At 44.2% G+C, this 17,047-nt stretch carries 7 protein-coding genes; 1 reads left to right on the top strand and 6 read right to left on the bottom strand.

Annotation, left to right across the window (positions count from 1 at the left end; genetic code table 11):
• Positions 1-86 precede the first annotated feature (86 nt).
• From IH597_01205 to IH597_01185, 5 genes are all read right to left on the bottom strand, one after another.
• Positions 87-542, bottom strand: coding sequence for a hypothetical protein (locus IH597_01205; GenBank protein MBE0661057.1), 456 nt, complete (start codon positions 540-542; stop codon positions 87-89).
• 62 nt (positions 543-604) lie between these two features.
• Entirely contained in the window at positions 605-1,339 is a 735-nt protein-coding gene (locus IH597_01200; protein MBE0661056.1) for a DUF2807 domain-containing protein, read from the bottom strand.
• A 357-nt stretch (positions 1,340-1,696) separates the two neighbouring features.
• Complete coding sequence (locus IH597_01195) at positions 1,697-2,725, bottom strand: deoxyhypusine synthase (protein MBE0661055.1); 1,029 nt, start codon at positions 2,723-2,725, stop codon at positions 1,697-1,699.
• A 45-nt stretch (positions 2,726-2,770) separates the two neighbouring features.
• On the bottom strand, positions 2,771-3,634 hold the full coding sequence (gene speB / locus IH597_01190) for an agmatinase (GenBank protein MBE0661054.1): 864 nt from the start codon (positions 3,632-3,634) through the stop codon (positions 2,771-2,773).
• Positions 3,635-3,727: 93 nt separating this feature from the next.
• The gene (locus tag IH597_01185; protein ID MBE0661053.1) at positions 3,728-5,119 is read right to left on the bottom strand and encodes an arginine decarboxylase; all 1,392 of its coding nucleotides are present in this window, start codon (positions 5,117-5,119) and stop codon (positions 3,728-3,730) included.
• A gap of 178 nt (positions 5,120-5,297) precedes the next feature.
• Here IH597_01185 and def point away from each other — a divergent pair, with 178 nt between their 5' ends.
• Positions 5,298-5,906 (top strand): peptide deformylase, encoded by a 609-nt coding sequence (def, locus tag IH597_01180; protein ID MBE0661052.1) that lies wholly within the window; start codon positions 5,298-5,300, stop codon positions 5,904-5,906.
• 286 nt (positions 5,907-6,192) lie between these two features.
• Here def and IH597_01175 read toward each other — a convergent pair whose 3' ends face one another.
• Positions 6,193-16,794, bottom strand: coding sequence for a T9SS type A sorting domain-containing protein (locus IH597_01175; GenBank protein MBE0661051.1), 10,602 nt, complete (start codon positions 16,792-16,794; stop codon positions 6,193-6,195).
• Positions 16,795-17,047: the final 253 nt, after the last annotated feature.

Below are 17,047 nucleotides of genomic sequence, written 5' to 3'. Positions count from 1 at the left end.
AGATACAATGGAATGCTAAGAAATGAAGAGCCCCGTCAGATTTATATAAACCTTCCGGGGCTTGAAAATATTGAATGAATAAAAAACTATTCGATCACTCTCTTGAATATCAGGCGGGTGATATAGATGCCTTTACCATCGGTATCGCCACTGTCGCTTTCAACTCCGCTGAGGGCAAATGCCAGGTCCCATCCTTCTTGAACAATCTCCATGATCTTTGATGTGATAATAGCATCATTTGAAGCAATATTCTGGAAATTGATACCAACACCGCTGTAAAAATTCAGTAAAGTAGTTTCTTCAAATTCCTGGATCTTGGCATCGCTCCTGCTCACTTCTTTTTGTTTACTGGTTTTGCCATCGGTTCTGGCCGTGGTTAAATCGCTTGCATTGATTTCCTGCTTGTTTTCAATGATACGTGATCTTCCAAGACCCATTGGAACGATTGACTCAACAATTGTTACGATTTTGTATTCATAACTTTGTGCAACTGCTGATACCGACATAATTGCCACTATCATGCTTAAGACCAACTTTTTCATAGTTTTAAAAATTAAGTTAATGTAATTGAGGTGATTAAATTTTAAGAGTCATCGTTCCGCGGTTAGTTAACCTTTACAACTTTTCCACTTCCAAAAATTGAGGTCGTGCTAACTTGTGGGTTTCCCTTGAAGAACACGCTGCCACTTCCATGAATTGAAGCATCGAGCGAGTTGCTTACAAAAATGTTGCCATTTCCTGAACCGAAGATATTAATCCTGACTTCGGCGGCAAAAAGATCAAATGCGTAAAAATTGCCTGAACCGTTTATGCTCACATGTTCGGTTTCAACCGATCCGCCTACTTCAATATTTCCTGATCCATGAATGCGTGAGGTGAGTTTTTCAGCCGATAACTCAGGGATTATCGTGGTTCCTGAGCCAAAAATATCAATGCTCAGATTATCCGTAACCAATGGCGTTATCATATGAATATCTGCGCTGCCCATAGAGGATATGAGGTTCAGATCAGGAACTTCAATGTCAATCTGCAGCTTCTCATACTTCCAGACATTCACATCGAAACTAATGACGAGAACATTATTTATTGTTCGCACATCAAGAATATCAAGAATATTCTCCTGGCCAAGGATTTCAACCCTGGTTTCTGATCCTTGCGATATTCTTACGAACGCATTTACATCTACCTGCACCCCATCAAAATATCCCATTTGATATGTGTCGCGAACCATCGGACCTTCGCCCTTAATTGAAGGCCAGGGTTCAAGTTTGTAACATCCGGATAAAAGCAGAGCGCTGAAGGTAAACAGGGCAAGTAACTGGTTGAATTGTGTTTTCATGATTTTACTGTTTAAAGATTTTGAAATGATTATGCAGCAAATGTAAATCCAGCCAATTATGTGCAAAAACAAAGTACTGTGAATGCCGGTTTTTAGGCTATGAAATGCCTGATGAAATCATTGAATGACGGGAGAGATTATGGTCAAGCCGTAAAAAAATAAGGCTAACAAAAAAGAGGCTGTCTCCAAACTTTTCGGATTGTCGGCTTTTGTCATTCTGAGCGCAGCGAAGAATCTAATATACAGTCAAATAGAGATCCTTCACTTCGTTCAGGATGACAAGATATGACCATTTGAGACAGCCTCGTCAAAGGATCTTATTTTAAGCGCGAAAGGGCAGAGATACCTGTTGAATAATTATTTCCCGTACAGATTTGCCCACTCAAACTTTTGACGGTTGCGCCAGTCGCCTTTGTGGTAAAGGTAGCTTGCAATCATAGGCAACACGGAGGTAGCCTCGGCGTAAACCATTTGTTCATACACGGTATCAACCTTTCCCCATGATGCTGCTTCTTTGAGTGTTGAACTAGAGCAAGCGCCATCACGGGAGTCGGCAACAGTAATCTGAACGGCATATTTATGCATGGGAACATCTTTTCCAAGAATTTCGGCACAAATAACTGTATCCTGAACAAAGTTTTTTGGAACCCCACCCCCAATCATAAACAAACCGGTTGTAGGAGCAGCCATTTTAATTTTGGTGAGTTCAAGGAAATCGGCTACTGAATCTATTGAAAGGTGTTTCCCGGGGTTGTCCCATTGGTGTTTTACCAAACCAAAACCCGCGCTGCTATCAGAGAAAGCCGGGCAGAAAATGGGCACTTTGTGTTCGTAAGCAACCTGGACCAATGAATCTTTCTTAACAGCTTTATCCGGATTATTCACGAGCCACCGGCCCATTTCATGAATAAATTCGCGTGAGCTGTATGGCCTTGGTTCAAGCTGGCTTGCAATTTCATATACTGTGTGATCGCAAGCCTGAAGTTCTTCCTCGTCTATCAGCGTGTCATAAATCCGGTCAATGTATAGTTCTCTAAGCACCTTGTCGTCGAGGTCGGAACTGCCTTTATAATGCCTGAACCCAAGGGCTTCGAAAAAGTCCATATCAACAATGCTTGCACCGGTAGCTACAATTGCATCAATCATATTGTTCCGGATCATGTCAACATAAATCTGCATGCAACCGCCCGCACTGGTACTGCCGGCCAGGGTGAGGATTATTGAACAATCCTTATCATTGATCATAAGATCAAAAATATCGGCAGCAGCGGCCGTATCGCGCGATGTGAACGACATTTCGCGCATTGCATTGATCATTGGGCTTGCATCGAAACTCTTGATGTCAATGTGTTTTACTGGATCTTTGAGGAGATCTGATTTTTTCATTTTATTCTTTATTGAAAATTATTGAATCTATATTTTGCGCCGGAATTATTTTTCCTGGCCCGGTATCTGGTCAATAAATTTATAAGTCAGCAGCTTATAAATCAGTTTTGATGCGAGAAAATCAGGAGCTTTTGTATTTGGGTTCGGAGCAAGTTCTGTCACATCAAAGCCTACGATATTGCTCCTTTCGCTAATGCGGCGTAAAATCTCAATTGCCTGATACCAAAGCAATCCACCTGGTTCGGGGGTGCCGGTTGATGGCATAATGGAAGGATCAAGGGCGTCAAGATCGAAAGTAATGTAAACATTGTTGGTGAGTATGCTTAGCATATCGTATTTCCAGGTTTCGTTGTCGTTGATATCGCGGGCATAGAAAATCCGACCCTGCTCAACGCCAAAACTTTCTTCAACGCTCATACTTCTGATACCGATCTGAACCACCGGGGCAAGTTCCTTTGCTCTCGCCATCACACAGGCATGATTGTTTTTCGAACCCATGTACTCATCGCGCAGGTCGGCGTGGGCGTCAATCTGTACAATGGTTAAATCTTCAAATTGTTCGGCATGAGCCTTTATGGCGCCAATACTTATTGAGTGCTCACCGCCAAGTGTGACAACAAATTTGTTCTTCTTAAGATGCTTTTTCACTTCTTTGTAAACTGACTGAACCATTTCGTCGGGATCATCAGTTACAGCAACCGGTTCGGCAGTATGAATGCCAAGCAAATGCACTTCGCTATCGGTTTCAATATCGTAAATTTCCATGTTGTTCGAAGCTTCAATAATGGCTTCGGGGCCGCGATCGGCGCCTTTGCCCCAGGTGCTGGTGGCATCAAACGGAACTGGGAGGATCACAATTTTTGATGATCCTAATGTTGAATATTTCTCGGGTAAATCGCCGAAGTTCATAGCTGTTGGTTTTGGTTTATACTTTTGGATATTCTTGGCAGAATGTGTTTTTCCCGCTCAGAAGCAAGGCGCAAAATTACAATAAATTGCAGATCAATAACCCAATATCTTGAGCATAGACTTATAACTCTGCTCCTTTCCAAACAGTTTTGTGGTGTATTCTCCCTCCTCATCAATGTCAATGATGATGTGCTTGGGTGCCGGGATAAGGCAATGCTGAACCCCGCCGTATCCTCCAATTGATTCCTGGTAGGCGCCGGTATGAAACAATCCAATGTACTGCGGATCGCCATTGGCAATTTTTGGAAGAAAGATTGCATTGGCATGGGCTTCAGAATTGTAATAGTCCTGGCTGTCGCAGGTAAGACCTCCAAGAAATACCCTTTCATATTCCTTGTCCCAGTTATTCACGGCAAGTAGAATAAAGCGCTGGTGAGCCGCCCATGTGTCGGGTAGCGTGGTCATGAAAGAGCTGTCAATCATGTTCCAGATTTCCCGGTCGTTCTGGCGTTTCTGGTCAATGATGGAATAAAGTACGGCGCCGCTTTCACCAACTGTAAACGAACCAAATTCAGTAAAAATATCCGGTTCAGCAACCCCGTTGCGATCGCAGGCAGCCTTGATCTGCGCTACTATTTCCTCAGCCATATATTCATAATCAAAAGTAAAGGAGAGGGAGTTTTTTATAGGAAAACCGCCGCCAATATTCAGGGAATCAAGTTCGGGGCAGATTTTTTTGAGATCGCAATATACATTTACGCATTTCTGCAACTCGTTCCAATAATATGCATTGTCGCGAATACCCGTGTTGATGAAGAAATGAAGCATCTTAAGCTCAAACTTCGGGTTGTTCTTTATTTTGGCTTCATAGAAAGGAACTATGTCATTATATCTGACGCCAAGCCTGGAAGTGTAAAATTCAAAACGAGGTTCTTCTTCTGCTGCAATCCGGATACCAAGTTTGCATTTCTTGGTCATCCCCTGGTCGTAGTGATCAATTTCGGCAAGGTTATCCAAAATCGGTATGGTGTTCACAAAATCATTTTCTACAAGGTTGATGATGTTTTCAATGTATTGCGGCCGTTTGAACCCGTTACAGATAATAAAATTATCCTTGGCAAACTTGCCTTCATCATGCAATTGCTCAAGAATGTTGATATCAAACGCTGAGGAGGTTTCAATATGCGCCTCATTTTTCAATGCTTCCTCGAGTATAAAAGAGAAATGGGAACTTTTTGTGCAGTAACAAAAGTGATATTCGCCCTCATAATCGGCTTTCGCAATAGCAACGTTGAACATTCGTTTTGCCTTTTGAATTTGCTTACTGATCCTGGGAAGATAAGTTAACTTCACGGGAGTGCCGTATTGCTTTATAATATCCATCATTGGGATATCGTTGAAGTAAAGCTCATCATCCACAACCTTGAATTCTTCAGTTGGGAAATCAAATGTTTGTTCAATAAGATCAATATATTTGTTTTTCATTAATGCTGGTTTTTCGTTGAAGTAATTTAAGTAAGGGGTGCAAAATTAATATAAACGCTTTAATTTGAAATCAAAATCTGATTTTAATTGTCCCGGGTTGGCAAAAAACCGATAAAGCAACTTATCTGGATTTGACAAAAAATATAAATTTGCCAATTACATAAAAATCAATAATACGATGAAACCGAGAATAATAATACCACTAATTGCTTTGACTCTTTTTGCATCCTGTCAAGGCAACCGATTAACATCCATCGAGAAAAGGCTGATCAATACTGGCCCTGCCGATAGCGCCATGTATGTTCTGAGTGTTTTTGACGCTGAAGATTCTCTTGTGCTCAGAAAAATATCCAATCCTGTAAAACAGCCGGACAACAAGCATTTGGAGATCTTAACCCAGCGAATGTTAATCACTGTGACCCATCCTGAAGTAGGTGGTGTGGGTATTGCTGCCCCGCAGGTAGGAATCAACCGCAGGATCATCTTGGTTCAGCGCTTCGACAAAGAAGATGAACCTTTTGAAGCTTACTTCAATCCTGTTATCCTTTCCAAATCAACAGAAACTGTCACCCACGACGAAGGTTGTTTGTCTATCCCCGGATGCCGCGGCCCGGTGGAACGTCCGGATATGATTGAAATTAAATACATTCACCCGGAAGGGAATGAAGTTATTGAAACCGTTCAGGGATTCACCGCCCGTATTTTCCAGCACGAGATTGACCACCTGGATGGCATTTTGTATACTGATTTACTGAAAGCGGATTCGTTATTGCGGAAGCTGGAATAATCATTTACTCATACTTCAACGCCTCCACCGGGTTGGCATTGGGCTTTATAAGACAGTCAATTGTCTGACCAGCCACCTGTCAGTTTTTTCTTTCGGGCAGGCTGGCGAGTTGAATTGTTCGATTAAATGCAAATCCGGACATTATTCCTACAAGGATTGCTAATCCACTTAAATGAATCGAAAGTGTCCATCAGTTCAGATATTTATCCAGACAATAGCTGGTTGAATATCTGAACTGATAAACATTGGCACAAAGCATTTGTGAATGGTAGAAATAAATACAGCCCTACATCTTAATAAGCTTCACAATGGCCTTATCATTCCCGTTAATGACCACTACCACGTAAATGCCATCAGGCTTTGCGGATAAATCAAAATGATGGTTATTTCCGCCTTCCAGCCTCATGTCCAATATCCTTTCTCCCATAATGGTGTATATCTGCACCGTGCTATTCTGCTGCTGATTGCTTCCCAGTAATTCCAGGGTAAACAGGCCCTTGCCGGGGTTTGGATAAACCCTGATTAGCTCCTGCTTATCGGTAAATACCATTTCATCCTCAAATTGCTCTGTTTCTATTTCAGCAGAAGCCATGGCCGGAGGCGGCAAACTACAGAAATCAGTATCTGAAATCCAGGCATGAAAATCAGCGCCATATTGGGCGTGAACATCTGGCAGCAGGGTTATTTTATTCCCGGCAACCATCCTGACAGTGCTTCCGCTTTCAAAAGTCAAATTCTGTGCGGTGATGGTTTGCAATGCCTCATAACATTCAATTTCTCCCGCTTGCACTGTGTGATCCACAACGAAGTTACTATCTGATAATACAGCCCCGGCCTGATTGATGGTGAGTTCAATATCAGTAAAGCCAACTGCCGAAAGTGTAATGATTCCGGTACGGCCCGACCAGGATGCATTGGTGTTGTATGAAACAGTGAGTATTCCATTGTTACTGCTACCCATAGGTTCCTCTGAAAGCCAGCTTACGTCCTCAGCAACCGTCCACGAAACATTTGAAGTGATGTTGAAGATAACCTCTCCGGCCAGTGCTAAAACCTGATGACTGAGTGGACTGGCAGAAAGTTCAGGATCGCCGGCCTGAACGTCAACATGTATTTCTTCTCCCGGGAAACCCAGGGTAAAAGCAAAGAGGGTTTCGTTATAAAAACCAGTACTAAGATTCTCGCTCTGGAAATTTATGACTACTGAACCGTTCGGCTCCAAAGACCCCTGACTGGGCGTTGCGGTGAGCCATTCGGGCAATTGTAGTGAATAATAAACCTCTTTTGAAGAAACATTACTTAAAGTTGAAATGAAGCTGACGGAATCCGCAGGATCAATTTCAAACGCAAAATTGTTAACACTCCAGTGTAATGGCCCCAGGTTCACGTAAAAAATAATTGAGTCAGGGACAGGTAAACTGTTACCGTAGAGATCTTCCAGTTCTGAAACCTTTGCCACCAGCGTTTGGTTTTCGGCAAAGTAAATCATGCCGGGTGGTATTGTAAACGTAATTCTAGTTGAGTCTTCAGTCAAAAGTATGCTTATCGGCAGATCCGTTTGAAGGTTGTCTATATTGTGCAAAGTACAGTTGCTCAGGTTCACGGTCCCTGGATTGAGCCGTTGATCGTATTTAAAGAATATTTCAACCCCGGGTTGAAGCATGTTGGCCGGCCCTGATGATGTTAGAATTGGAGGGGATTTGTCCACAAACCCGGTTTTTGAGGGCGAAATGGTCTGCTGGTTATTGGTACAATTTGCTACCGCACGTATCTGGTATTTCCCATCAGTATAATATTCCATATCCCAGGAATAGGTTGTGTAACCGTCACCCAACTCTTCTTTTTGGTAGGTCTCTTTGGTCACCCAACCTTCCCATCCTAACAATCCATAATACCGGTACTGCAATTCGACATTCAGGAATGAAGAGTTCGTCGTATCATAGCCTCCTATGATTATTTCCAGGGTGGTATTATCACCGTTCACCACCCAGTTTTGGTTGGGTTCTACAATGCTTACATAGGTGCATGCCGGAACAAAATGTGCATTGAGGATGGCAGTATCTGCAATTGAGGGATCTCCACATGTGGATGCCAGTTTCAAGGCAATACCAGTGAGTTCGTAAACATCAAAGTCGTTGTCTCTGACTAATTTGATGATTTTTGGAGTGCCTTGGCCATTCGTTAGCGAAATTTCTACGCCGTTGGATAGATTCTCACCATCCATCGTTACCACTGCGCCGTATGGATTTGTTTCACTCATTACGGACAGTATATATCCAAATTGATCAACAGTTGATCCCGTTCCACTTAGCTCCACTTCATAATTTGCTGTATCCCCTACGATTTCCTGTTTCAGGTAAACGGGCTGGTCAAATTCACAGCCCTGCCGTCGTTGGGTACCCGGCTCAAAGGGGCAGGATGACTTACCAGATATCAGGTCGAATACAGGTGTGCCATAAACCGGGTCCTCCTTAATATCAAACGTGAAAAGATCCCCCCCATTCTCATCCTGCAAAAAAAATCCCGTTGTAGTTGAAATAGCTCCGGTGTTTACCTGGGAGCCGCCATACTTCACGCTTGTGGTAACATATCGTTCAAACAATCCACCAGCACCATTAACTGTAAGTCCGAGGGCTTGGGTCACTTTCAGATCCAAAGCCACCTCGAAAGAAATTTCAGTCATACTCAGTATGTCGAAGGTTTGTGATTCTCCTATGGTATAACCTCCTCCACCGAAAGAGCGTGATCTTATAAATGTAGCACTGTCTTTTAGGGAATTATTTAGCGAGATGATATCTTCCCACATGTCAACTGACTCTTGGTCTCCGATCAACGCAAGTGATGGGATTACTTCATTTAGGATCTGGCTTTGGGAGTAAACATAGCTGGTATGAAAGCCATTAGGTACAAGGATGATATCTTGTGAGATGTTGATGGTATCATTAACAATCGCCAATACATCGGTGATACCATAAATAATATTGATTGCAGAACCAACAAACAGGTCGGCTCCCTCTCCGCTTTGGGTCTGGCTTGTCGCGTAACTCGTTGTAGTTGAAAAGGTATATTGATTTTCCACCAGGGAGTTTTGGCTTAGGCTTGTAGTATAACCAACGCCAATGTCGTTTGTAACATCAACATCAACCTCCGTACTTACTATAAATCCAATCTCAGTTTTAAAATCAACTCCCAATTTTGCTGTTGACATTTCTGAGTACTCTAAACCACGTGCCATACTGAAGCTAAACGATTGTGAAAATGTTTTACTCTGTTCCCAGATACTATAGCTATTATCCCCCGGCGGATCACGAATTATCCACAAAGGTATCTGGGGGGTGGTGGTGGTAAATGCCTGCCCCGCCCTGGGTTTGATGCCCAGCACATATACCCAGATATCATACTCAACAATTTCTCTGGCTTCCTGATCATACACATACTGGAATTGCAGCTTTTTCTGGTGGGGATTGCTGCCTCCTGCTATAATGTTGGGCATGCCGGCATAAAAAACATATTTTGTTGTATCGGATATAATGAGGTCTTTCCAGCCTTTCGCATCACTGATGCCGTCATACACTTGTAGGGTATCGCCCGGTGGTACAGGGCATGTGCCGTTCACATATGGGCGGTAAACATCAACAATAGCAGTATATTTATTGATCTGGTGCAAAACAGGTATGTCATCCAGGTAATAAACAATGGTATCCGATTCGTTGTCCGGCCATGAAACATTTATTACAGGCTCAGTAAGAAAAATGATGTCGTGCTTCAATGTGTCATTCTCTGACAGATCAACTTCAACAGCAGAATAGTTTAATGGAACCGTCGGGAAATCTTCTGTATAAAAATTCTCATCAATACTGAGTTGGTAGTTGCCCGGCGGCAGCTCGATGACGTAAAACCCGGCACTATCACCTATTAAGGGGAGCTCGATGGTCATGTCTGCCATACATTCCAAAACGTGATGAACATTAAGCTCAATTTTTTGAGCGGAGTCCAGTGTTAATGGTATTTCGCATGCACCACCAATAAAACCATGCAGGTGATGGGTGTATTCATCTTCAAAATTGATGTTTGCCAGGGGTGATGTTACATATATTGTTGTATCTGGCGGGTTAAAGGTATGTCCGGGTTTTGAAAGAGAGATGGTGTGATTGCCAATGGGTAAAGTCAATTGGTAAGCTCCCTCTTCATTGGTTGGGGTTGTGTTTATACCATTTACACTGATTATTACATCTTCAACCGGGCATTGCGTTCCCTGATAAAAAACAAATCCTGCAAAAGGGAATACTGATGTATTAATAAAATCAGGTACCGGATAAGTTACATTCTCGTTTTCAATGATAATATCGTCATAATATTCCGGGTCAAAATCATGCTCAATACCATCGGTCATGTGGTAAGGTGTTACAGTAAATCTAAAATCAGACCCAAAACCAACATTGGCTATATAATATCTCCCGTTCAGGTTGGTATTAGCATAAAATGAGATCGTATCCTCTAAGTTGCCCTGATAGAATTCTTCTCTGAATACGGTTATATTCACTCCTGAAACAGGGATTTCACCACCCGGAGCATACACATAGCCTTCAATATTACCGGATCCTTTTCCGTAACCACTTAAAAAAACTTCCTTTACGATAACTCCATCCGATACTACCTGTAAAGTAGATGCACGAGGCCCTGTTCCGGTTGGTTGAAAGTAGGGTAATACCGGAAAATAACCTTGCAAAGTACCTAAAATTGTATCATTGGCAGAATTAAGCTTAAAATCTGACGGATGACTTCCGGTGAAAACAAATTCAATATTGGTAAATTTATCAACCCGGTTCACGATGTTAAACCAACGATGTGTTGATGAAGTGTTTACATATTTCTCACCGAAATTGTGGTTATAGCAATCTGTATTATATTGTTCCGGTGGATTGTCGCAAGATATTTCATCATAAAAATAAAGCGCTGGTTCCTGGTGATAATGCTTTGCCCCCATATCCATCATCGACTGGTCGGGGTCGCGGTGGTTGGGGTTATTTATCCAATCAAGCGGATCACCGGTGTTAATACAGGGAGATTTGGTTGCATCATCTACGGGAAAATTTGTCCAGGTAAGGTTAAGATCTGCGTCAAGCTTAGGATTATCGGTAGTATTATTATTGGCTGCTGTTAATGTACCGCCGTTTGAAAGGGTAACATCATTCGATCCGTTTGCATAGCAGGAATAGTTCAGGGTGATGGTTGCACTATCCAGGTAAAACTGTTTACCGCTTTCAGCAGCGTTGTTCCAGACGATGCTGTTGTTTAGGGTTGGGAATGAAGATGCCTGACAGTAAATCCCGCCGCCTTTGTTTGATGCAGAATTTGATGAAAATGTGGCATTGGTGATGGTTGGAGAAGAAGAAGAATTAAAGATGCCGCCGCCGTATTGAGACGCGGAATTCAATGCAAATGTAGCATAGGTGATGGCCGGAGAAGAAGACCAATTGGACATCCCGCCGCCAACATCATGAGGAGGACTTCCATCTGCATGGCCCCCATTGATCGTAAACCCGTCTAACCTGGCAGCGCCGGTTAAATTAAGACCTTCCGGGTGGTAGAATACATGATAGCAGTTGTCGGTATGATCACCTACAATTCCGAGATCCCCGCTCAGGATGGTTTCATAAGCGCCACCCGGGCCAAAGTCGGTTCGCTGGCTGACGGAATCTTCCGTTCCTGCAAAGCCACCGTATATAGCCGCACCTTCGATCATGCGGAAGTGCTTGCCTCTTTCTCCAATACCCAAATCATAATCGTAACTTGGTGTGTAGGTTCCGGCTGCTACCCACACCTGGTCGCCGCCGACTGAAATATCCAGCGCCGACTGAATTGAGGTGAAGGCATCGTCCCAGCCTGATCCGTTATTGCTGCCAGCCGCATCGTGCTTTACATAATAAATGCCGTAGGGATCTGTTCCCGTGATCCATTCGTAAGCGCCCATATCAATGGTGGTACCCTGGATCCGGGTTTCACCGCGTATGTCGGTACTCGCGAAATTATAGTCGTTGTTTCCTGCATTCACACAGGGTGAGGTGGCGAATGGCCTCAGATCACTTGCAGGATTTACAAATTTCGGATCGTCGGTGATATTGTTGTTTGTGACTGTAAAAACAGCGGAGTTTACAGCAGTTGTATCCCCGGCGCCGTTGGCATAGCAGCAATAGTTCAGGGTGGTGCTTCCTCCGTCCATGTAGAGTTGACTGCCGGCGGAAGCCGTGTTTCCCCAAACAATGGAGTTGAAGAGGGAAGGAGAAGAATTTAAATTATAGATACCGCCGCCCTGGTTACCGGCTGCATTCATCGAGAATGTAACATTGGTGATTGACGGAGAAGACACATCATTATAGATACCGCCACCCGACTCAACCGCGGTGTTCAAAAGGAAGATCACATTGGTAAGGTACGGATCGGAATCACTGTTGAACATCCCGCCGCCGCTGGCAGCAGCATTCGACCTGAATGAAACATTGGTAATGGTGGGAGAACATGGCCCATCATTCATCATCCCGCCGCCGCGGCCATGGGAATCAACACCATCCGCGTTCCCTCCTGTGATGGTAAACCCGTCTAACATAGCAGCGCCGGTTAGATTCAAACCTTGCGGGTGGTAGAAAACATGGTAGCAGTTGTCGGTACTATCGCCTGCAATTCCGATATCCCCGCTCAGGATGGTCTCATTGTCGCCATTTATGCCGAAGTCGGTGCGCTGGCTGATGGAATCTTCAGTTCCTGCAAAACCGCCGTAAATAGCCACCCCTTCGATCATGCGAAAATGATAACCTCTTTCTCCAATACCCAAACCATAATCGTAATCCGGTTCATAGGTGCCGGCTGCCACCCATATCTGATCATCGGGAGCAGCGAGATCCAGCGCCGACTGGAAAGAGGTAAAGGCGTTGGCCCAGTTTGCCCCAGTGTTGCTGCCGGTAGCAGTGTCGTTAACATAAAAGATTTGGACAGCCGGATCCAGGCCCGATGTATATTCGTAGGCTCCCATATCAATGGTGTTGTCCTGGATGCGGGCTTCGCCACGGATGTCCACACTATCAACTAAAGTAAAATAGTCATTAAAGCCTGTATTCACACAGGGAGAGTTGCCGTGGATTCTGAAATCATCTGCGGGATCTACAAATTTCGGGTTGGTGGTGATGTTACTATTGGAATCAACAAAAGTACCACTCATTACATTCACATCTTCAGCGCCATTTGCAAAGCAGGAATAATTCATGGTTGTAGTTCCCCCCTCCAGGCAAAATTGCTGTCCATCTACCCCCTGTGTGGTTATATTTCCCCAGATGATGCAATTGTTGAAGGTAGGAGAAGCATAATAATTATAGATCCCGCCACCCAGGCTGTCTGCGTAATTCAATGAAAATGTAGCATTTATGATGGTTGGAGATGAAGAGCTATGATTACTCATTCCTCCGCCAATTGATGCGGAATTCAATGAAAATGTAGTATTTGTGATGGATGGAGAAGAATAAAAATTATGCATCCCACCGCCATTATCATAATCTGCAGAATTCAAAGAGAATGTAGCATTGGTGATGGTTGGAGAAGAATACCAATTATTAGACATCCCACCGCCAGAATAATCTGCGGAATTCAAAGAGAATGTAGCATTGGTGATGGTTGGAGAAGAAAAATTATTATACATCCCGCCGCCATGAAAATATGCGGAATTCAAAGAGAATGTAGCATTGGTGATGGTTGGAGAAGAAGCATCATTAAACATCCCGCCGCCGCGTAACGCAGAATTTGATGAAAATGTGGCATTGGTGATGGTTGGAGAAGAATTATAATTATGCATTCCGCCCCCATTGTTATGAGGATTACTTCCATTAGCATTCCCCTCTGTTATCGTAAACCCGTCTAATATAGCAACGCCCGTTAAGTTCAAACCCTCCGGGTGGTAGAAAATATGGTAGCAGTTGTCGGTAACCACACCCACGGTTCCGATATCCCCGCTCAGGAATGTCTCGTTGGCGCCTCCCATACCAAAGTCGGTGCGCTGGCTGATGGAATCTTCCATTCCTGCAAAGCCACCATAGATTTCCACACCTTCGATCATACGAAAGTGCTTACCTCTTTCTCCAATATCCAAACCATAATCGTAACTTGGGTAATAGGTTCCGGTTGCCACCCATATCTGGTCGCCGCTGGCGGCAATGTCCAGGGCCGACTGGAAGGAGGTAAATGCATTGGCCCAGTCTGTCCCTGTGTTGCTGCCAGTTGCACCAGCGCTTATATACACGGTATCCGTTGCCGCGTCTATACCCGCTGTCCATTCGTAAGCACCCATGTCGATGGTGTCACCCTGGATGCGGGCTTCGCCACGGATGTCATAAGTTTCAGAATTATAATCGTTGTTGCCTGTATTCACACAGGGCGAATTGCCATGGATTCTGAAATCATCTGCGGGATCAATGAATTTTGGGTTTTTGGTGATATTATTATTGGTTGCCGTAAAAGCACTGTTGATGGTAAAAACATCTCCCGTGCCGTTTGAATAGCAGGAATAATTCAGGGTGTTGATTGCATTTTCCAGGTAAAACTGCTTACCGCTCACGTCAGCGGTGTTGCCCCAGACGATGCAGTTGTTGAGCGTTACTGAAGAAAAAGCCTTGCTATACATTCCTCCGCCATAGGTGGCAGAATTCGACAGGAAAGTAGTATTGATAAGGGTGGGTGCAGAACCATCAATATACATCCCGCCCCCCCATCCTGAGAAATTTGACTGGAAGATAACATTGGTGAGGGTTGGGGAAGAATATTGATTTGAAAGCCCGCCGCCTTTTCCGGTCTCGGACCCGGAGCTGTTATTCGATTGAAATGTAACATTGGTGATGGTTGGAGAAGAATCAGAATTAAACATCCCGCCACCATCCTTACCGGAATTCAAAGAGAATGTAGCATTGGTGATGGTTGGAGAAGAATAATTATTATACATCCCGCCGCCTTTGAAATGAGGATAACTTCCATTAGCATTCCCCCCTGTGATGGTAAACCCGTCTAATATAACAGCGCTTGTTAAGTTCAAACCATACGGATGGTAGAATACATGGTAGCAGTTGTCTGTATTCACACCCACAGTTCCAATATCTCCGCTCAGGATGGTCTCGTTGGCACCTCCCACACCAAAGTCGGTTCGCTGGCTAACGGCGGTTTCGTTTCCGGCAAAGCCGCCATAGATTTCAACACCTTCGATCATGCGGAAGTGATAACCTCTTGCGGTATCCGGGGGTGCAATATTTAATCCGTAATCATAACTCGGCTTGTAGGTTCCGGCTGCCACCCATATTTGGTGGCCGCTTGTGGCCACATCCAGGGCCGACTGGAATGAGGTGAAGGCATCGGTCCAACTGGTTCCGTCGTTGCTGCCGGGTGCATCGTCGTTAACATAAAAGATCTGAACAGCCGGGTCCAGGCCCGCTGTCCATTCGTATGCGCCCATGTCTATTGTGTCGTTCTGGATGCGGGCCTCGCCGCGAATGTCATAAGTTTCGGAGTTATAGCCGTTGCTGCCTGCATCCACACAGGGAGAATTGCCGAGTATCCTGAAATCACTTGCCGGGTCAATGAAGTTTGGGTTTTTGGTGATAATATTATTGGTCGCCGTTAATGTACCGTTGTTTAACAATTTAACATCATTCGTTCCATTCGCATAGCAACAATAGTTCAGGGTGGTTGTTCCCCCATCCACGCATATCTGCTGACCATTAATCCCCGGGGTGGTTGTATTTCCCCAGATAATGCAGTTGTTGAAGGTGGCTGAACCATTACTCCAGATGTATATCCCGCCACCCCTTATGCCTGCGTTGTTCTTCGAGAATGTAGCGTTGGTAACGACAGGGTGGGAATAATCATAGCTATACAGAGCTCCGCCGTAGTTTGATGAATTGGATAAAAATACAGCATTGGTGATGGTTGGAGAAGAAGAAGAATAATTATACATCCCACCTCCATCAATTCCTGCGTAATTCATCCGGAATACAATGTTGGTAATGGTTGGTGAAGAATTATTATTGACCATCCCGCCACCACGTTCTAAGGAGTAATTCGACTGGAATATAGCACCGGTTATGGATTGATTTGAAGTACTCTGATTAAACAATCCGCCACAATTATTAGTTGCGTAATTCGACAGGAATGTAACATTGGTCAGGGTTGGTGCATTCTGATAAATCCACATCCCGCCTCCATACTTTGCGGCATTATTCAGGAATGTAACATTGGTGATTATCGGTGCTGAATTATAGCTATACATCCCACCCGCCCTGTCATGCGGACCGCTTACATTCGCATTGCCGCCTTTGATGGTAAACCCATCCAGCAAGGCAGTGTTTGTAAGTACATATCCGTCCGGATGATAGAATACATGGTAACAGTTTTCGCTGTTGTTTGTGATGGAAAGGGTGGCGCCCGAACCGGTTACCACGTCATTCCCGTTCAGGTCACCACTCAGGATGGTTTCGTTGGCGCCTCCCATACCAAAATCGGTTCGCTGGCTTACATCCGTTTCCGTTCCTGCAAAGCCGCCATAAATGGCCACACCTTCGATCATACAGAAGTGATAAAAACGGGGTTCATTTGTGAGACCATAAAAATAACTTGGATTGTAGGTACCGGCTGCCACCCACACCTGGTCGCCTTCTGCTGCAACATCCAGCGCCGACTGGAACGAGGTGTAGGCATTCGCCCAGCTTGTTCCGTTATTGGGGACACCGGCATCATCGTTAACATAAATAATTGAGCCACGACCAGATTCCCGTAGGAGGGTACTTGCAGGCTCCTGTGCCAGGATGCCGGCAGTCATTGCCAGCATGCTGAAGATAAGAAGTAAAAACTTTTTCATAACGTTCCTTTTCTTTGATTAATGATAGGTATATATCGTTTATTGGTAAATCGGACGAGTAAATGCGATTATTTTAAAACCGTGTTAAGTTTAGTAAACGATATGGCTGATTAAAAAGGAAGTCGCAGAAAAGGATGTAGCCAGGCGCATGTTTGTTTTGATCTCATTGCCTCATGTATGCGCCTGCTTTAAAAAGTAAGAGATGTAACCTCTATCTTAAGCCATCTTTGAAAGGAACGTAGTAAAGGAGTCT

This window comes from Bacteroidales bacterium (assembly GCA_014860575.1).
Taxonomy (GTDB): Bacteria; Bacteroidota; Bacteroidia; order Bacteroidales; family JAAYJT01; genus JAAYJT01.
This window is presented reverse-complemented; position numbering and strand designations above follow the sequence as displayed.